Source organism: Streptococcus sp. SK140 (genome assembly GCF_000259525.1).
GTDB lineage: Bacteria > Bacillota > Bacilli > Lactobacillales > Streptococcaceae > Streptococcus.
In genome coordinates, this window is sequence record NZ_AJML01000039.1 from 89,227 (window position 1) to 108,539 (window position 19,313).

Consider the following 19,313-nt stretch of genomic DNA (forward strand, 5'->3'; position numbering starts at 1 on the left):
TGATTAGATCTTGTTCCCAGATTTTCTTTCTTATAAAAGATCAATAGATTCTGTCAAGGGGGTTGGTTGAGAATCTTGGTTTGAAGAAACGACTCCTTCTACTACTGAGCTAGCAGTATCTGGTCTTGCTTCTTTTTGTGATTCAGCCAATTCTCGATTAGCTGCTTCAATGCGGGCTTGGAGTTCAGCTACTTCCTCAGGTGAAAACTGACGGGTCATGTCAATTGGTTCTTCATCATGGTAGGCAGAAACATCTTCACCCAAAACTTCTCCAACAACTTCTTTAAATGCTTCGTCACTTGTTTGAAGGTAAGTCGCTGTTGGACGCAAAATTTCTTCCCAGTCAGATGAGTCTACAATAGCCAATTGACTTTCAATTGTAGATTTCAAACGTTGATGGAAGACACGGCTCTTATTCTTCAACTCTTCCGTCTCTACTGCAACCTTCTTAGCATTATCCGTAGCTTGACGCAAGATTTCGTTAGCCTTATACTTAGCCTCATCAAGCAGACGTTGCGCATCTTGTTCTGCCTGTTTGATGATATTTTGTGAACGTTCATTGGCAGATTGCTTGACGCGTTCAGCAGTATCTTGAGCAATCAATACAGATTGGCTCAATGACTCCTTAATCTCATCAAAATAAGACAAACGTTCCTCTAAATTTTTAATGTGTTGCTCTTTTTCATGGTTACTACGAACAAGCGCTTCATAATCACGAACAACAATATCTAGAAATTCATCAACTTCTTCAGGATTAAAACCTCTAAACTTGGTACTAAAGGTTTTATCCTTGATTTCTAACGATGTAATTGGCATATTTTTCCTCACTTACTTAATAAAAAATAGAATCATTCAATGGTTCTGGTTCTTGCTCGTTTGTCACTGATCTCTTAGGAAAATCAGTAGTAAAAGACGAAAGACGTTCTTCTAATCTTTTGATATAGACTTCAGTTTCATCCTTGTAACGGACTAGTTCCTCATAGTCAAAATAAATCTTATCCAAGAATTCGTCAACTTCTTCCTTATTATAGCCTCTGAATTTAATGGAGAAAGCTTTATCAATAATTTCTTGTGGTGTAATCGACATGTTTCTTCTCACTTGCTTAGCAGTAATTGGACTGTTATTTTTTTCTTATCTTTTTTGGTTTGACCATTTTCTTTGAGTAAGATAATCCGTCCGAAGCGTCTGACACTTACTAAATCACCTAACTTAACTTGATAGTCAGATTTTTCAACCAGATGGTAATTTACCTGAACAAATTTTCTTTCTAATAAATCAGCTGTCTGAGAGCGAGACAATTTCAGAACATTTGACAAGAAAGCATCCAAGCGCATACTCGGAACTAAAACTTCCTTTTCCTGATAATCACTCTCGGCTTCTACCAATTCTTCAAAAGATACGACTTCTAGTTTGACAGGCAATCTAGCAATCTTTTGAATCCCATCTTGAAAGAGAGAAGTGAATTTTTGGTCCACAATGATTTGGGCTCTATTTTCCGTAACTAAAATATCACCAAACAACTTGCGATCAATTCCCAGACGATTCAGAACGGTTCCTAAAATCTTGGAATGAGTCAATTGATCAAACTTACTAGAATAAACAATCTCAAGTAATTCCATTTCAAAATCCGCTAAAGTCGGTACGAAATAATCTGGTGCAAGAAGCACACGACTATACTCACTAGGCACAAAATCATTGCTTGAAAAAACTTGAATCCCATGATGATTGCCCAATGTCTTTAAAATAAAGACCTGATGGGGGTTGATAAAGGGAGTTAGGATGGGAGCGTAATGCTCTTCAACCTGCCTAAGCCACTCCAGTCCCTTATCAATGAAAGGAATATCCTCGACTGAGAAATGCTGATAAATATCTTTTCTCATGCTAGTATTAAAAGAAAACGGATCAAATAGTTACCGACTAAATGAACTAAAATGACAGCCACCCAAACTGAAAAATCAATACCACCAATACTTAGGGGCAGACGTCTCAAGGGTTGAAGGATCGGTTTGACTAAGCTAGTCAACAAACGACCTAGTGCTGTATCATAGGCATTGGGAAACCAAGATAATAGAGCAAAAGCTACAAGTATCCATGAATAGATAGTTGCAGCATTTTGTATAAAACGAATTAGAAAAATCATTATTTCACTCGATTTCTCTTCATATCAAAATCAAACTCTTCACCGTGAGAACCATCAGGCAAGCGAATGTCTTCAATATTAACCACAACTCCTACTGGTGTCAAAAGGTACATGGTATTTGCAACCTTTCTCAATTCACCAGCCAGCACATGGCGAGCGCCATCTAAGTAATCTAGACAACGTCGTGCTTGTACTTCAGTCATATATTGGAAGTCAATTAGAATACTTTCGTTGCCTGCCAACAAATCAACGATATCTGTTGCATCTTCGTAGCGACGAGGATAACGAACATCAATAGTTACCTTTTCTATGCTACGATGGCTCTGCATCGCCAACTCTTGCTGACGAGCATGAAGGCGTGTAATATTTTTTTCTTTAGCATTCACTTGTGAAGATTGTGGTGACTGTTGAGATCTTGGAAGTTCTTCCTTTGGAGCCGAAACTGAAGTTAAGGTTTGTTCAGACTTTAATTCAGCAACGTTTGGTGCCACCTCTTCTCCATCTTCAGTGAAATAATCTATAAACTTATCAAATTTATCTTTTAGTGACATGGTTATTTCCTACTTAAAAAATGCTGTACCGATTCGAACGAAAGTTGAACCACATTGAATCGCTTCTTTGAAGTCTCGACTCATACCCATACTGAGTTCGGTCATCGGCATATTAGGGAGATGTTTTTCTTGAATGTATTTTTGCAATTCTTGCGTTTCTTTAAATATCTCTTGTAACTCTTGACTTGTTGCTTCAAACGGAGCCATGGTCATCAATCCAACGTACTCAATCTGATCTAATTCTGAAAGTTCTGGTAAGAGGCCTAGCAATTCTTCTTTCGAAAAACCGTGCTTGCTCTCTTCCTGGGAGATATTTACTTGCAAAAAGCACTTAATTTTGTGGTCCGCTCGTTTTTGAATTTCCTGAGCTAGCTTTAAGGAATCTAAAGCATGAAAATAATCCACATAAGAAATCACTTCCTTGACTTTACGTCTCTGTAAGGTTCCAATCAAATGCCAAGTAAGATTCTTATCACTCAGAGCATGATACTTGTCAAGAAATTTGTCAACACGGTTCTCACCAATGTGTTGCACTCCTTGCGAAACCAAAGCTGAGGCTGTTTCAACATCTACATACTTGGTCACCGCAATCACAGAAACCGAATCGTTTTCACGACCGGCTTCCTGAACTGCATTCGATATCTGTTGAAAAACAAGGTTCGTATTTTCTTTTAAATTCATCTTCATTAACGATTTTTAAAGAACGGTGGAGTTTCCAACTCGTCTTCATCTGTCGCTGCTGGAACTTCAAAGCGTTCTACTGGAGAAACAACTGGCTCTCCTTGACGAACGATGGCGTCTCGTCTCAAGTCCCAGTCACCAAAAGCTGATGTCTTTGGTGTTTCTTGACGGCGATAACTTGGAGTTGGAATTTCTGCTGTATCAGCCATATCAAAATTACGATCAAAAGTTTGTGCATGGCTAGTTCGAGCAGGTTCACGGTGTGTCGCTTGGCGTGGTTGAGCAGTTACAACTTTCTCAACTTTATCCTGACGTACTCCTGTCGCAACAACAGTCACACGGATTTCGTCTTTCATTGTCTCATCAATAGATGTTCCGAGCCAGATGTTAACACCGTGTCCAGCTGCTTGGTTAACAATTTCTGATGCTTCTTCAGCTTCAATCAAAGTCAAGTCCAAGCCACCCGTTACGTTGACAATCACATCTTCTGCTCCATCGATAGTTGTTTCAAGAAGTGGTGAGTAGATTGCTTTACGAGCAGCTTCTACAACACGTTCTTCACCGCTACCGATACCAATACCCATGAGGGCATTACCTTTGTTGGCCATAACCGTCTTAACGTCTGCAAAGTCCAAGTTGATCAAACCAGGATTTGTAATCAAATCTGTGATCCCTTGAACACCTTGACGAAGAACGTTGTCTGCTTCACTCAATGCTTCAAGAAGTGGAGTCTTCTTGTCGACGATTTCTAGCAAGTTATTGTTTGAGATAATCAAGAGTGTATCAACATGCTCACGAAGTTCGTTAATTCCTTCGATGGCAAATTGTCCACGTTTGCTTCCTTCAAAACCAAATGGACGAGTTACAACACCGACTGTCAAAGCACCAAGACTTTTTGCAATACGAGCGATAACTGGTGCAGCACCTGTACCAGAACCACCACCCATACCAGCAGTGATGAAGACCATGTCCGCACCGCTGATCGCTTCTGTCAATACTTCTTCGCTTTCTTCTGCAGCTTTACGACCAACTTCAGGTTGACCTCCTGCCCCAAGTCCGCGAGTCAATTTAGGGCCGAGCTGGATAACTGTCTCAGCTTTTGTACTGCTCAAAGCTTGTACATCTGTGTTGGCTGCGATAAATTCAACGCCAGAAACGCCTTCGTCAACCATACGGTTGATGGCATTTCCACCACCACCGCCGACACCGATTACTTTAATTACTGCACCTTGTGCTGCTGCTGTATCAAATGAAAATGTCATATTTATATTCCTCTATTTTATTCGTCAAACATGCTTCCAATCAAGCTACGGAAACGATCCGTTAATTTACCTTTGCTCTTTTCTTCTGATTGAAGAGGAGCTACTGGTTCAACAGATTGAGTTGTTTCAGGCTCAGGAGTTGTCACTGTATTAAATACTGGTCGTGGAGAAACAGGTGAAACTGGTTGAGCTGAACTTCTAAAGTCAATCGGTTGGTGGCGTAAACTTTCGTCACCTCGAATTGCTCGTTGTGCCAAAATATTCACTTCAGTAAGACTACCAGCGAATTCTGACAAGCTGATGACATGGGCAAAAGCAGGATTGCGAATACCTACTTGATTTGGTACGAATAACTTAACACGTACTCCAAATACTTCTTGGGCCAATTCAACGACACCTGGAAGAAGAGCATTTCCACCAATCAAGACAATACCACCTGGCAAGTCTAATAGGTGACGTCTTTCCAAATCTTGCTTAATTTGCTCAAAAATGTGCTTGATTCTTGCTGAAATAATCTCAGCTAAGTATTCTTCAGTCACTTCAACTGGTTCAACTTCACCGATCACTTCAACTTGGAAAGTTTCCTTGCTAGCTAGTGGTGGATAAGCTTCACCGTAGTTCAATTTTAGACCTTCTGCAATTTTCTTAGAAGTCTTGAGAACTTTTGAAATGTCTTTTGTGACATAATCGCCACCCTCTTGGTTGACATTTGTATATTGAAGTTCTTGGTTGCGAATAGTGGCAACAGTCGTTTGACCACCACCCATGTCGATAACAGTCGCACCAAACTCACGTTCACCTTCATTCAAGACAGAGTGAACCATTGCAAGAGGTGAAATAATCACGTTCTCGACTTGAACGCCTACACGCTCAACAGTTTTACGAAGATTGTGGAGGATCGTACGTGGGCCAGTGTACAAGAGACCACGCATTTCCAAACGTACACCCATCATCCCGCGAGGATCACGAATCCCTTGGAATCCATCTACGACAAATTCCTCTGGAATAAAGGTGATAACTTCACGGTCTGGAGTCATACTTTTAGTCAAGGCTGATTTGACAACATTTTCGACATCTTGATCCGTAATTTCTTTTGTATCTGATGTCACTGGAATCATGCCTTGAGTTGGCTCAACTTGTAGCAAATTAGCTGGTAGGCCAACGTTTACAGACTTGATTGAAATTCCTGCTTTTTCTTCTGCTTGAGAAATTGCAGACTTAATAGCAGTCGCTGCTGCTTCGATGTCAACGATAATCCCATCTTTGACACCTTTACTTTTGGCATTGCTTACGCCAATTACATTTACTTCACCGTTTACAAGCTCTGCAACCAACACTTTAATAGAGCTAGTTCCGATATCTAAGCCTGTAAAAAAACCATTTCTAGTCATTACACTGCGTCCTCTCTATCTTCCCAGTTTCACACTTCTATTTTTAATAGCTACACCAAGGCATAACTACTCACAAAATATTATAACACAAAAAAAACATTCGTGCTCGAATTTTCTAACATTTAAACAAGCTTTTTCTTGAAGGTGATTTCTCAAACTAACATCCACTTGGTTAGCCAAAGTGGATGTTAGTCTAAAACGGATTTTCATCGCTCTGAATATAAAAATGGAGAGGACAACGATTGTCCACTCCAGATGTTAGCTTTTATTCAACCCACTACTGTTAACAAAGAGCCAAATAAGACAACAACCTCTACAAAGCTACTGCCTTGTATCATTTTTATTAAGTGCTTGATAGACTTGGCAAAGGTAGAAAAAAGCCCAACTTATTCAATCTTTAAAGTGGAATAGTGTTTCAAAACTTCCACAACCACTCTTTCCCCATCTATTAGTAAATACACTTCTCAAAGAATAAAAAAGTAATTAGTACTATTTGTTAAAATTCGTATTGACTTAATGCTGTATGCAGATAGTTCCCTTTTCGAATTTTTTGACCTACACTTCTCACATTTTTTAGTAACTTTTGATAGTCATTCTGGGTTAATTGTTCAATGACTTGGGCTAGATCGTGTAACGATTCAACTACAATCCCACACTGGTTCTCTAGTACAAAACTAGATAAAGCAGATTGTTTCCATACCACCAATGGAAACCCAGCAGCTAGATAAAGCGATGCCTTATGAGAATTATTATATCGCAGATACTCCCCAAAAACACCACTACAAGTTTCAGAACTATCACCATCCCAGACAAGTCCAAATCCTCCTGAAAGTGCTGCAGGAAGTTCATCAGGGAGAAAGGAACCGAAATACTCTTGGTTTGCTAACTTTCTAGTTTCATCAAAGCCAACACCATAAAGGTTATAGGCAGGGCTAGACGGCAAATCATACAAATAACCCGCTTTTTCTTGTGCTAGATTACCTGCCACAATAATCGGTTGATCCTTCGAAAGTTCTTCTTTTTCCTGAAAATCGGGGATCAGATAATCAAAAATACCTAGACTGACAATTTTTTGTTCTGAAATACCCTTATTGACCAGGACTGACTTCATAATCGGATTATGCGCAATAAGGCCATCAGCAACTTTTAAAAGACTTGATTCTTGAAGCTGTACACGAATTTTATGTTTTAAAGGTACTGTATTCAGATTGACATAACGCAAGACTTCTAAATCATGAATAATAAAATAGACTTTGACCCCTCTAGCTTGCAATTTTTTTACTAAACAGGTGGTAAAGAAGCTATGATGGAGCATAGGAAATTGAATTAACAGTTGATCTCCTGATTTCAACCGCGAAAAGGCTTGTGCCAAGGCTTTTGATTTGTGTTGTTGAGCTTTAATCGTACTCATTTTGTACCAGTCTTCAACCGTCAATAACAAAGGACTAAAACCCTCTTTTTTTACAATTTCCTCGACATCATTTCGCGCCTTATTACCAGCGTTTTTGATATTTTTATCCTTTAAAAATTCTTCTTTTAAATAATATTTCATCTCTTTATTCTCATAGTTCGAAAGCCGACTTTTCAGGATAACGTTCATCTAAGAACTTTTTAAAACGGAGCAAATTTTCTTCTTTGAAGTCAACATTGTCATTTACACAAAGAAGCTTTTTATGCTTATCCTTAAAAATACGGTCCAGCTGATCAAGTCGATTCAGGTCAATCGACTTCCCTATATTGTGTGCAATTGGGTAAAATTGATTGCTTTCAATCTGCCAGTTTTGACATATATACTGATTCACATCAACTTTATAGTCTCGAATTTGACTTTTTGACGTCCTATCAAGGGTTTCAAATTCGATTTCCCAGAGGTGCGCTAAAGTACTCTTCTTCATAGGAACCGGCAAGTGAGGATTGACATATCCTGTCGGTCCCCAAGGTAGCAATATTAAATTCTTAAACAAGCGTAAACCATAGCGGTAATTAAAGAATTTCCAGGGCGATGCTTTCATAGCAGCCTTATTAGGGAAATGGCGATAAATTAACTCGATATTATTGAGGTATGTTTTTGTTATCGGAGCCCACGGAACTATTGCATCATAAACAGCAAATAGTTTAGGCAAACCATTTTTATAGAAATCCGAAGGTTCGCAATCCTTTATCATGTACATATCGTCATTAAAATAGAGATAATTCTCAGATAATTCTTCTATACGATGAAGATTTAATTCAATTGCTGAAGCATTAAAACTTGGAAGATATTCATGTGGAATAAATTCTTTATGCTTAATCCACCTCAATTTGGGATGATCCAAGTTCAGCCATTCAGGTTTCTGTCCATTTGTGATTAAAAATACTTTATTGACCCAAGGAGCATGTTTTTCAATCATACGGAACCAATTGTTAAAAGTTCCATAATCACGATATCGCATATCTCCATCAATATATGGGTCAATAGAGTCCATCCCCCCCGTTAGTGTCTGTTTCTCACGGATAAACTCAGGATCACTCCCATCAACCCATAGCACAACAATATCAATTTGTTCTTGTGTCATTTAGACAATTCTTTCTCTACAACCTCAAGTACACGTTCAATAACAACATGCATATCATAGTATTTATAGTCTGCTAGACGTCCACAAAAGATGACCTTGTTATTTTTGGCTGCTTCTTCTTGGTATTTAGCAAAAATAGCATTGTTCTTTTCATCGTTGATCGGGTAATATGGTTCATCTCCACGTTCCCAATCAGCTGGGTATTCACGGGTGATAACTGTCTTCGGTTGTGTACCATACTCAAAGTGCTTATGCTCAATGATACGAGTGTAAGGAATCTCACGTTCTGTGTAATTAACCACGGCATTCCCTTGATAGTTTTCTTCATCCAAAACTTCATGCTCGAATCGAAGGCTACGATATTCCAACTCACCATGTTTGTAGTCAAAGTACTGGTCAATCATCCCTGTGAAGACAACTTTTTCAGCCGATGCTTCTAACTCTTCACGATTAGCAAAGAAATCAACGCCAAGCTCTACTTCCACATTACCCAGCATGTTTTCAATGATGACGTTGTAGCCACCGATTGGAATCCCTTGGTAACGGTCGTTAAAGTAGTTATTATCAAAGGTCAAACGGACTGGAAGTCGTTTAATGATAAATGGAGGAAGGTCTGTGGCAGATCGTCCCCATTGTTTTTCTGTATAGCCCTTAATCAGCTTTTCGTAGATATCTGGACCAATCAACTTGATAGCTTGTTCTTCCAGGTTTTTAGGCTCAACATCCTTCATATCTGCTGTCTGCTCAGCGATCTTATCCTTGACTTCTTGCGGGGTCTTAGTTCCCCACATAGCGTAGAAGGTGTTCATATTGAAAGGGAGATTGTAAAGACTGCCCTTGTAGTTAGCTACTGGTGAGTTGATATAGTTGTTAAACTCAGCGAATTGGTTGACATAGTCCCACACTTTTTTGTTGGACGTATGGAAAATGTGGGCACCGTACTTGTGAACGTTGATACCTTCAACATTTTCACAGTAGATATTTCCACCGATGTGATTACGCTTGTCAATCACTTTTACTTTTTTGCCACGTTTTGTGGCTTCGTGTGCAAAGATTGCCCCTGACAAACCTGCACCTACAATTAAATAGTCATACATATTAAAACTCCGTTAATGAACTCTATAATTTCTTATTAATGCCGACTCAGGATCAGCAAAAGTTAGTTGTTTTTTAGAAAAGTATCATATCATGTATTAGATCCACCTAAAATCTAGTACTAGAGCTAGGTCTCATTCAATGCAACAATATCATTTGACTCTTTTTTACTAAAAGTATTTGTTGTAAATAGTAAAAACATGAATATATTATATGTAGGAACAAACCAGAAGGCTTCAATCATACAGTTAAAAGCAATCAATGATAAAATCGCAACTAATAAATATTGACCATCCTTGTACTGTTTCCTTGAGGCAACAACATAAATTATTATCAATAGAACTACAGGCACTATTCCATATGTAAACAACATCTGCACATAAGAAGAATCTACATAGTTATACCCTATTACAGATTCTGTTTTTCCACCTGATCCGATAAATTGAACGTTTCTTGTCCCAAATAAATGTAATTCATAAGAATTGAATGCATTTTTCCCCAAAGAAAGTCTACCAGTAATAAGTTTATTTATCGAAACAAAAAACTGAGAAGACCATGAAAAGTAGTATGTCAAATATAAAATTAGTCCTGAAAATATAATTGATGAAAAGGGTAAAATAGAATACAATCTATATTTTTTCTCTTTAGTAAAGTAAAAATATACAAATATTATCGTTGCTAAGAGAATAGACAAAGCATTTAAACGTGCATCACAGTATTTTATAATAAAAGCTGATAGCAAGACACCAAACAGAGATCTGGTCCAAATAAATTTATCTTTTAAAAGATAAGAAATTGCTAAAAATAGATAGAAACAATGTGATGCAAAGTCCGTTGGATAAATAAACCCAAACGAATTTCGAATAACACCTGCACGATTATATTGCAAGTTAGGGACAATACCAACGAGTGATAAAATAAAAACTGCTACTACAAGGATACCAACCACAACTACATAGTTCTTCAACACCACTTTAATATCTACATTAACCAAGAAGACAAGTAGCATTGAATAGACAAGAAAATTAAGCCTATTCGTTTGAAAATACACTAATACCCCCGAAATTAATAAAAAAATCGAAAGTAAAAGATATTTGTATGAGATACGCATCTTATACAAAAAACGAAGCCCTAAAAGCAATACAACTAAAAATAGAAAATTTACTTTGACTTGAAAAAAAGTCCTATCTAGCATAGTAGTAGATATAGTATTAAAAAACACCACAATAGATGCAACAATGCTGACTAGTAGGTTTTCAAATTTAATTTTTATCATTTTTTGAAAAAGAATAATATAGGGTGAACTAAATAGAAAAAATTTCGAATTGAATGAAAATAATATTATTTCTTTAAACTTCTAGTTCACTTATACTCTTCCATCCTCCCTTTCCTAACTATTTAATCAATCAAAGCAATTTAATCCACAAAAGAGTTCTATTTTTGCAACAAGGCTATAAGTCACCAAAATTTCGTATTTATTCTATAAAATTTTACTCATTAGATAACTGCTTTTTCAACTCTTTTGGACTAATAACCTTTAAGAATAGTATTTGAGAAATGTAAAGTACTGCTCCTATTGTAGCAAATACCATAACATTTACAGCAGGTGTAATATTTACTGTAGTTTTGACCACGAGTAATACACCGTACATGAGAGCCGATGCTCCTATAATTTTAAATGTCGAAGCAAGAAGAGGCACTTCCTTTAAATAGTTTCTTGTAAAATACAGTTGAATAGCCCATACTAAGGCTTCTGTTAATACAGAAACAATTGCTGCTCCGATGTAACCTAATTTAGGTAGTAATAATAAATTCAGACCGACACTCACAATAGCTGGAATAGTTGTCGAAATCATAAATTCTTTATTTTTATTATGTGGAATCAAGATTTGAATACCCATAATATTTGTCCAGCCAATAAAGAACATTCTAAAAATCATAATTGCTATCGCATACTTAGCATCTTGGAAATCCTGTCCTAAGAAAAATTGCACGAAATCGTCATTAACAATTAACATCCCTGCAATGATAGGAAAAATGACTAAATTATATATCAAGAAGGACGTCTCGTGCATTTTGTTTACTGCCTTGTGATCTCCAGTTGATAGAAGATTGGCAACACGAGGAAGCATCACGCTTCCTAGTGAAGTCACTAGTGTAAGCAAAATATTGACTAATTTTAAGGCTTGGTCATAAATTCCGACGTCTTTAGTTGAGGATAATGCTCCTAGCATAGTACGATCCAAAGTAACATATAGCGAAATAGCAATCTGCGGTAGAAATAGCAAAATCACAGGCTTTAGATGGTGCTTTGCATATAATAAATCAAAATGAGGTTTACCAATAAATTCCCTTGCTGGCAACCACATACTCAACTGCCCCAGCAGCTCAAATATAGTCAACAAAAAAACATATAAATATAAATTATTTGCTGATTTAACAAACAAGAAAATCGAAATAACACCTACAAGTTTGACAGTAATATTTCTAACTGTTATCTTACGAAAATCCTCTAACCCTTGAAATAGCCAAGAAATATCCATCCCCTTAGATACCAAACCCAATCCCAATATATAAGCAACAGGATTCTGCATAAATTGAAAGGAGAGACACATGATAATATATAAGGTGATCGAAAGGATAGTGGCACTAAGTTGCAAAGTGTATATGCCCCAAAAATTCTTCCAGATATCCTTCCTATGACCTGAAATTTCTTTTGTTCCATAGTTAGCAACACCTAAAGTAGCTAAAAGAATAAAGTAGGTAACAATGGAATTGAAATAACCATAAGTTCCTAAATCAGTTGAACTAAATACCCTGGTTACATAAGGTGTCGTTATAATAGGAAGAATTATCACTAGAAGTTGATAGGAAAGATTATACGCATAGTTTTTTAAGACTTTCATAAGTTTCTAACCAATCTTTCCTCTAATTTTTTTATATAATCTTGGTGATAGTAACAATAACAAATATTTCACTTTATTTTTCCCTGTTATATTTGGATTAGGAATAATATCGTTGAAGTATCTAGTGTATTCTTTTCTGATTTTATTGACATCCGAATACATTTCTGAACTAAGCATAGCATGTACAACATGTAGACCATTAAAGACATAGCGGACATTTAAAGCCCTTCTCATTTCCTTATCATTAGGATAGTCTCGTTCGATATAGCTTCTATTCCATTCCATGGCTTTGTAAAAATTCAAGAGACGTTCACTGTACTTCGAATTAACAGTACTTCCCATACGTCGATAGTATTTATAAACGCTTCTATACCCAACCGCAATTTCAGGACAGTCGTGAATATGCTCATAAGCCATCGCCAAATCTTCGTATATCATTCCTTCTGGATAAGGATACTGAAGTAAAATCTCTTTCTTGTAGAGTTTACCACCTGGATGTGTACCGACACTATTTCCGTAAAACATACGAACAAGGCCTGTATAACAATCTAATTTCTCGCTGTTTTCAAGAGAGATGTCCTCAGTATTCAATTCTGTTTGATATGTTCGCACTTCAACAATTGATGTTACGACTAAATCAACTGCGTATTTATCTCTTAAAGCAACTAAATATTCTACAGCTTTCAAATTATAATAATCATCAGAATCTAAAAACATAATCCAATTCGAAGTTGTTGCTTGGACTCCAATATTTCTGGCACGAGATTGTCCCCCATTTTCAATATGAAGAACTCTAATACGCTCATCTTCCTCAGCATACTGGTCACAAATTTCTCCCGAACGATCTGTAGAACCATCGTCTACCAGTATAATTTCTATATTTTTATAGGTCTGTTGTCTTAAACTGTCTACGCAATAACTTAAGCAATTTTCGACATTGTATACTGGTACAACAATAGAAACCTTATCCATTATGCCTATCCTTCCAAAATGATATCGACGATTCTTGCACAAGCTTTTCCATCTCCATAAGGGTTGCTAGCCTTACTCATCTTGTTATATTCTATTTGGTTTTCTAAAAGAAGCTTAAAATTAGAGTAAATATTTTCTTCTTCCGTACCCACTAATTTTAATGTTCCAGCCACAATCCCCTCTGGACGCTCTGTTGTATCACGCATGACTAAAACAGGCTTCCCTAACGATGGAGCTTCTTCTTGAACTCCACCAGAATCTGTTAAAATCATGTAGCTTTGATTCATAAAATTATGGAAATCAATGACCTCTAAAGGTTCAATAATTTTCATGCGTTCATTATCACCAAATACTTTACTGGCCAACTCACGAACCTTAGGGTTTTTATGAATTGGGTAAACAACCTTAACATCCTCAAATTCATTTAAAATGCGACTAACAGCATTAAACATATTTTCCATTGGTTGCCCAAGGTTTTCACGTCTATGAGCTGTCAACATGATCAACTTACTGCCCTCAGCCCACTCTAAAATCGGGTGGTCGTAATTATCCTGAACAGTTGTCTTCAATGCGTCAATTACCGTATTACCCGTTACAAAAATATTTTTTCTTCCCTCTTTTAGAAGATTTTCTTTTGCAACTTCTGTCGGAGCAAAATTATAATCTGCAATAATAGAAGTAGTCTGACGGTTAAACTCCTCGGGATAAGGACTTTGAAGGTTGTAGGTTCTTAAACCTGCTTCCACGTGCCCAACTTTTATTCCCATGTAAAACGCTGCCAAAGCCGTTGCGAAAGTTGTCGTCGTGTCTCCGTGAACAAGCACAATATCTGGTTTTTCTTGTTCAAACACCGCTTGAATTTTGTCTAAAATACTGGTCGTAATTGAAAATAGGGTTTGATTTGCCTTCATAATTCCCAAATCATAATCAGGAACGACCTTAAAGACATCTAAAACCTGCTCTAGCATTTCCTTATGTTGACCTGTCACACAGACAACAGTCTTGATGGAGTCATTATTCTTCAACTCATTTACTAGAGGACACATTTTAATTGCTTCTGGACGCGTCCCAAAAACTAACATCACTTTTTTCATTTTTGCTCTCCCTTTAGTTCTCTATACAATTCCCTATAGTTCTTCAAAAACATAGGGTAACTAAATTTGTTTTCATAGTCTTTCTTAGCTTGACTAGCAAGTTCCTGTCTTAATGTTGCATCTGTAGCTAATTTATCAATAGCAACTGATAGGGCAACAGGGTCTTTTGCTGGAACTAGAATACCATTTTCATTTGTAACAACTTCGTTTAATCCCGGTATATCCGTCGCAACTAAGGTTTTGCTATTCATAAATGCCTCAATAGCAACTAAGCCAAATCCTTCAAATACTGAAGGTAAGATACAAAAATCAAAACTATTGATACATTCAACAATATCCTTCCGATAACCTAAAAATGTTACCGAATCTTGAAGATGTAGCTCTTCAACCTTATTCTCAAGTTCATTTCTAAGCTCACCATCACCAACGATAAACAACCGAATATCCTTCGTTGTAAGTAAAGACATAGCTTCAATAAGATAAGTCAAACCTTTTTGTTCAGATAATCTAGCTATACAGCCAAGCTTAGTCCCATCATAACCGACAATATCATCGACTTGATTATCTGTTTCCTTTAAGATAACTCCATTGTAGATAACCTTACTATCAGTAATTCCTACGTCTTCTTTCAGATTAGTATTCACAGCTTCTCCTACAGCAACACTTTTGGCGTTCTTTAAGGCAAATCTATATAAGGGCAATTTATCTTTAAAGACATTGTGAGCTGTATAAACATGTGTCAATTTTGGACAAACAAATTTTAATAATCGAATATAAAAAGCAGCCATTCGATGATGAGTATGAACTATAGTAATCTCATTGTTTTTGATAATCAGGCGAATAGAATATAGAAGCTTTAATACTGTCAGTGGATTTTTACTATCAATATCTAAAATTTTATGATGTTGAATCCCTTGAGCAGCCAGTTCGCTCTCCCAAAGTCCACCAGTAGATACCACATGGACACTATCAAACTCATCTTTCAAATCTGAGCTCAATTGGTAGACAATTCTCTCTGCACCACCAATATCCATGGTACGTGAAATATGTAAAATATTATTTTTTTGATTTTCGTTTTTCATCTAATACTCGCTTAATAAACGTGACATTTCCTACGAAATAACGTTTAAAGAGACGTTTAGGTTCATTTGCCACTCGGAACAGCCACTCAAGATGTGCATTTTGCATCCATAGAGGAGCTCGTTTAATATGGCCAGATAAAACGTCAAAACTACCTCCAACTCCCATAAAGACAGAATTAACACCTTGATCCATAAATTTTTGAATGATGTATTCTTTCTTAGGAGAGGTGATCCCAACAAAAACAAAATCAGGATTTTTCTCACGAATGTCTTCTTGAATACTGTACTCATCTTGCTCAGAAAAATAACCGTTTCGATGTCCGACAACTCGTAAATTCGGGTAATCCTTCTTAAAGATTTCTAGCATATCTATTAAAACGTCTTCCTTGGCACCAAAAAAGTAAACCGAATAAGATTTTTCATTAGCTAGTTGGAGCAATCTTTGCATCAAATCAATCCCAGCGACTCGTTCTGGAACTTGATAACCCAAGAAACGAGAAGCAAGAACAACCGAGGCTCCATCTGCGTTAATGATTTCAGAATCATTAACTATCTTTTTAATTGATTCATCTGTTTGACATTGATTTATTTTGTCTGCATTCACTCCCATTAAGTGGAGTGGACGTTGTTCAATAACAAATTTTTCAACGGTTTGGACAGTTTCGTCCATTGTTAAGGGGTCAACTCTGACCCCCATTAATTCAAAACTATTCAATTTAATCTCCCCACGTAGACTCAAAATGACCTTTACGCTCAGCTTCTTTTGGAAGTTGCATGTAATCACCATATATCTTTGTCAAATATTCATCAGGATTCTCATGACAACTAATTTGTAAGTTTTCAAACTCTAGTAATTGCGGTTCCCCAAACACTTCTTTTCTTGCGAGTTCTCGTTCGCGGTAGGAACCCAAGACATTTCCGACAAGGCTACTAGTCTCGTAATCATATTGTTTAATGATACTTTGTAATTTTTTGTTAATTTTTGAAGTGTTTAAGAGTTTATTTAATTTTAAGGCTCTTGAAACTTTCACAATCGCATTTTCAAACGAACCTCTATCTCTCTCGTGCAAACGATCGATAACAGAAATTTTAGACAAGGCACGATAGAACTTTATTTTATTCGTATGCAACCAGTAATGGATTCCGTCTTCTGGGTAACCATCTAAGGGAAAGATATCAATAAAAGGACTACACCATTCATTGCCAAATTGAATTTGAATTGAAGTATCCATAATCGAAGTATTACCTAGATTATCATCGTGAAGTCTTAAAATAACACTTTCAGGAAGATCCTGCTCACAGATTGACAAGAATTTTTCGTAATCTTTTCTAGGCATTCCTAAATCCATATCATCATCCCATGGGATAAATCCTTTATGACGAATGGCACCGAGTAATGTCCCGCCCAAAGCGTAATAACGTAAATTATGTCTTTTACAAAGATCAATATAACTTTCTAAAAGAGTTAACTCTCCTAATTGAATTTCTCTCACTTTATTCATAGAATCATTTCGCTCCATCTCTCATCAACACAACTTTTACAGTTTTTAACAATATTTCAAAATCTTTCCAAATGGTCCAATCGTCGATATAAGCCACATCCAATTTAACGACTTCATCGAAGTTTGTAATTTCACTTCGACCACTAATTTGCCACAAACCTGTAATACCAGGTTTAAAACTTAGACGACGTTTTTGTTCAGGTGTGTATTTTTCGTACTCATCTACAGTTGGTGGGCGCGTACCTACTAGACTCATGTCTCCAATTAAAACATTCCAAAATTGTGGCAATTCATCTAAACTAGTTTTTCGGATAAACTGTCCAATCTTAGTCACTCGAGGATCGTTATCGATCTTAAACATACCACCTTGCATCGTATTTTGATCCATCAACTGTTCCTTGATCGCTTCAGCATCGATTCTCATCGAACGGAATTTATAAAAGGTAAAGTAACGGCCATTTTTTCCGACACGAGTTTGTGAAAAGATTGCAGGCCCACCATCTTTCCGAATCATGGGAACTAGAAATAGACTCGCAATTCCACAAAGAATCAGTCCAACAATAGCACCACAAATGTCGAGGATACGTTTGGCAATGACATGACTCTGCTTGTAAAAATTTGTAGAAAATGTTACTACATTCAAACCCGCCATCTCATGAATTTGTTTATCACGACCTAAGTTTTTATCAAAAGCATTGAGATTGACTGTTACAGCGATTCCCATCGTTTCAAACTGAGAAATAAGAGCTCCGATGTCATAGTCCTCACTTGGAAGATTGACAAAAACTTCATCCACTACTTCATGCGTCGTATAGGTGAGTAGTTGCTCTCTTGGTACAACAAGTACCTTGTCATGAGTAAATTCTGGCTTATCTAAGACACATACAGCAACTAGTTCCCCTTGAACATCGTTAGCAGTTAACAATCTATCCAATACCTTTTCAGTACGTGATGTTGCTGTGATCAACAAAATCTTGCGGCTACCCTTCAAATTGTGGCTAAAGGGTTTCCAATAACGCTTCACAAAGAAACTGAGTAGATAATTCAAAACACCATACAAGGAAAGCAGATAGAGCATTCCTCGTCTAGAAATTACAAATTTTTCTTTTAGAAAGAAACTTGAAAAACTTATCAACAAGGCATAAAAGAGGATGTATTTGACCGTTTCAACTAGTTCAATATACTGACCTCGTTTGAAAAAATCCTTACCGTAGCCACTGATATAGAAGGCTGCAAAGTGAAGGAAAAAAAGGACAAATACTGTATCTAAAACAATATCAGTTTCTGAAATTGCAATCAGTATATAAGCTAATAAACTAACAAGTATACTCTGTAAGAACGCCAGAGTTACATTGTAGAAACCCCTTCCTTCCATACTGGTCTCCCTAACTTCATTTTATTTTTTTCCATAGGATCCGTAAGACCCATAAGAACCATATCTTTCACGTTGAATGTCAAATTTATTCAAAACGACTCCTAAAAATGGTTTCCCTGTGTGTTCTAACTGACTTTTAGCTTTTTGCACTTCTCTTCGTTTTGCAACACCAGCTTCAGTAACTAAAATGGATGCATCACATTTTTGGACGATAATGGCTGCATCGATTACAACTCCAATCGGTGCCGTATCGACGATAATATAGTCAAAATACTTGTGCAAGGTTTCAATCATACTTCCAAACTTATCACTCTGAAGAAGAGCTGTTGGATTTGGAGAAATTGCTCCTGATTGGATCATAAATAAATTCTCAACATTTGTCTCACAAAGGCCGTTCGACAAGTCCTGAGTGCCAGCCAGATAATCTGTCAAACCAGTAATTTTTTCTCTTGACTTGAATACTCCAGACATGACTGAATTTCGGATATCAGCGTCGATCAAAAGCGTCTTGTAGCCTGCACGCGCAAAAGCCCAAGCAACATTAGTAGCTGTTGTAGACTTTCCTTCACTAGGATCAACTGATGTGACTGCAATAACCTTTAAGTTATTACCACTCAGTTGTATATTTGTACGTAAAGCATTGTAGTACTCTTCTGCTTTTTTTACAGAGTTCAGTTTTTGTTGTGATAATTCTAACTTTGCCATA

20 protein-coding genes and 1 pseudogene are annotated in these 19,313 nt (G+C 36.9%); all 21 read right to left on the bottom strand.

Annotated features, from left to right (window positions below):
* Positions 1-30: 30 nt before the first annotated feature.
* The 21 genes and pseudogenes from HMPREF1116_RS10375 to HMPREF1116_RS10470 all read right to left on the bottom strand — a co-directional run bounded on the left by HMPREF1116_RS10375 (position 31) and on the right by HMPREF1116_RS10470 (position 19,312).
* Positions 31-816 (bottom strand): DivIVA domain-containing protein, encoded by a 786-nt coding sequence (locus HMPREF1116_RS10375; RefSeq protein ID WP_001123200.1) that lies wholly within the window; start codon positions 814-816, stop codon positions 31-33.
* 16 nt (positions 817-832) lie between these two features.
* Positions 833-1,087 (bottom strand): DivIVA domain-containing protein, encoded by a 255-nt coding sequence (locus HMPREF1116_RS10380; RefSeq protein ID WP_000028986.1) that lies wholly within the window; start codon positions 1,085-1,087, stop codon positions 833-835.
* Positions 1,088-1,095: 8 nt separating this feature from the next.
* Positions 1,096-1,881 (bottom strand): YlmH family RNA-binding protein, encoded by a 786-nt coding sequence (locus tag HMPREF1116_RS10385; protein WP_001224258.1) that lies wholly within the window; start codon positions 1,879-1,881, stop codon positions 1,096-1,098.
* Positions 1,878-2,141, bottom strand: coding sequence for a YggT family protein (locus HMPREF1116_RS10390; protein WP_000576493.1), 264 nt, complete (start codon positions 2,139-2,141; stop codon positions 1,878-1,880). The genes HMPREF1116_RS10385 and HMPREF1116_RS10390 overlap by 4 nt, the downstream gene beginning before the upstream one ends.
* Complete coding sequence (locus HMPREF1116_RS10395; protein ID WP_000053352.1) at positions 2,141-2,692, bottom strand: cell division protein SepF; 552 nt, start codon at positions 2,690-2,692, stop codon at positions 2,141-2,143. Before HMPREF1116_RS10395 ends, HMPREF1116_RS10390 begins: the two co-directional genes overlap by 1 nt.
* 9 nt (positions 2,693-2,701) lie before the next feature.
* On the bottom strand, positions 2,702-3,373 hold the full coding sequence (locus HMPREF1116_RS10400) for a YggS family pyridoxal phosphate-dependent enzyme (RefSeq protein WP_025171305.1): 672 nt from the start codon (positions 3,371-3,373) through the stop codon (positions 2,702-2,704).
* A 5-nt stretch (positions 3,374-3,378) separates the two neighbouring features.
* Positions 3,379-4,635 (bottom strand): cell division protein FtsZ, encoded by a 1,257-nt coding sequence (gene ftsZ, locus HMPREF1116_RS10405; protein WP_000144264.1) that lies wholly within the window; start codon positions 4,633-4,635, stop codon positions 3,379-3,381.
* 17 nt (positions 4,636-4,652) lie between these two features.
* The gene (locus tag HMPREF1116_RS12585; protein ID WP_398578144.1) at positions 4,653-4,844 is read right to left on the bottom strand and encodes a cell division protein FtsA C-terminal domain-containing protein; all 192 of its coding nucleotides are present in this window, start codon (positions 4,842-4,844) and stop codon (positions 4,653-4,655) included.
* A pseudogene (gene ftsA, locus HMPREF1116_RS10410) lies at positions 4,835-6,026 on the bottom strand (cell division protein FtsA); the annotation flags it as partial. The gene HMPREF1116_RS12585 and the pseudogene ftsA, both read right to left, overlap by 10 nt.
* Before the next feature lie 496 nt (positions 6,027-6,522).
* Positions 6,523-7,578 (bottom strand): sugar transferase, encoded by a 1,056-nt coding sequence (locus HMPREF1116_RS10415; RefSeq protein WP_000878658.1) that lies wholly within the window; start codon positions 7,576-7,578, stop codon positions 6,523-6,525.
* Positions 7,579-7,588: 10 nt separating this feature from the next.
* A complete protein-coding gene (locus HMPREF1116_RS10420) occupies positions 7,589-8,581 on the bottom strand; it encodes a stealth family protein (protein ID WP_000191294.1) in 993 nt (330 codons plus the stop codon).
* Positions 8,578-9,678, bottom strand: coding sequence for a UDP-galactopyranose mutase (gene glf, locus HMPREF1116_RS10425; protein WP_000272511.1), 1,101 nt, complete (start codon positions 9,676-9,678; stop codon positions 8,578-8,580). Before glf ends, HMPREF1116_RS10420 begins: the two co-directional genes overlap by 4 nt.
* Positions 9,679-9,803: 125 nt before the next feature.
* Positions 9,804-10,952: a hypothetical protein gene (locus HMPREF1116_RS10430; RefSeq protein ID WP_007555917.1), complete on the bottom strand. Its 1,149-nt coding sequence runs from the start codon at positions 10,950-10,952 to the stop codon at positions 9,804-9,806.
* A gap of 214 nt (positions 10,953-11,166) precedes the next feature.
* Positions 11,167-12,582 carry a flippase gene (locus HMPREF1116_RS10435; protein WP_000866218.1) on the bottom strand — a complete coding sequence of 472 codons (1,416 nt, stop codon included), beginning with the start codon at positions 12,580-12,582 and terminating at the stop codon, positions 11,167-11,169.
* Between the two features lie 6 nt (positions 12,583-12,588).
* Positions 12,589-13,554, bottom strand: coding sequence for a glycosyltransferase family 2 protein (locus HMPREF1116_RS10440; RefSeq protein ID WP_000362088.1), 966 nt, complete (start codon positions 13,552-13,554; stop codon positions 12,589-12,591).
* A gap of 5 nt (positions 13,555-13,559) precedes the next feature.
* The gene (wecB, locus tag HMPREF1116_RS10445; protein ID WP_000757461.1) at positions 13,560-14,648 is read right to left on the bottom strand and encodes a non-hydrolyzing UDP-N-acetylglucosamine 2-epimerase; all 1,089 of its coding nucleotides are present in this window, start codon (positions 14,646-14,648) and stop codon (positions 13,560-13,562) included.
* Entirely contained in the window at positions 14,645-15,730 is a 1,086-nt protein-coding gene (locus HMPREF1116_RS10450; protein WP_000787303.1) for a glycosyltransferase family 4 protein, read from the bottom strand. The genes wecB and HMPREF1116_RS10450 overlap by 4 nt, the downstream gene beginning before the upstream one ends.
* On the bottom strand, positions 15,705-16,427 hold the full coding sequence (locus HMPREF1116_RS10455; RefSeq protein ID WP_000538981.1) for a WecB/TagA/CpsF family glycosyltransferase: 723 nt from the start codon (positions 16,425-16,427) through the stop codon (positions 15,705-15,707). The genes HMPREF1116_RS10450 and HMPREF1116_RS10455 overlap by 26 nt, the downstream gene beginning before the upstream one ends.
* Positions 16,428-16,446: 19 nt before the next feature.
* Entirely contained in the window at positions 16,447-17,232 is a 786-nt protein-coding gene (locus HMPREF1116_RS10460; RefSeq protein ID WP_007555815.1) for a LicD family protein, read from the bottom strand.
* 4 nt (positions 17,233-17,236) lie between these two features.
* The gene (locus HMPREF1116_RS10465; RefSeq protein ID WP_000399058.1) at positions 17,237-18,607 is read right to left on the bottom strand and encodes a sugar transferase; all 1,371 of its coding nucleotides are present in this window, start codon (positions 18,605-18,607) and stop codon (positions 17,237-17,239) included.
* A 21-nt stretch (positions 18,608-18,628) separates the two neighbouring features.
* Positions 18,629-19,312, bottom strand: a complete 684-nt coding sequence (locus HMPREF1116_RS10470; protein WP_001086091.1) for a tyrosine-protein kinase — start codon at positions 19,310-19,312, stop codon at positions 18,629-18,631.
* Position 19,313: the final 1 nt, after the last annotated feature.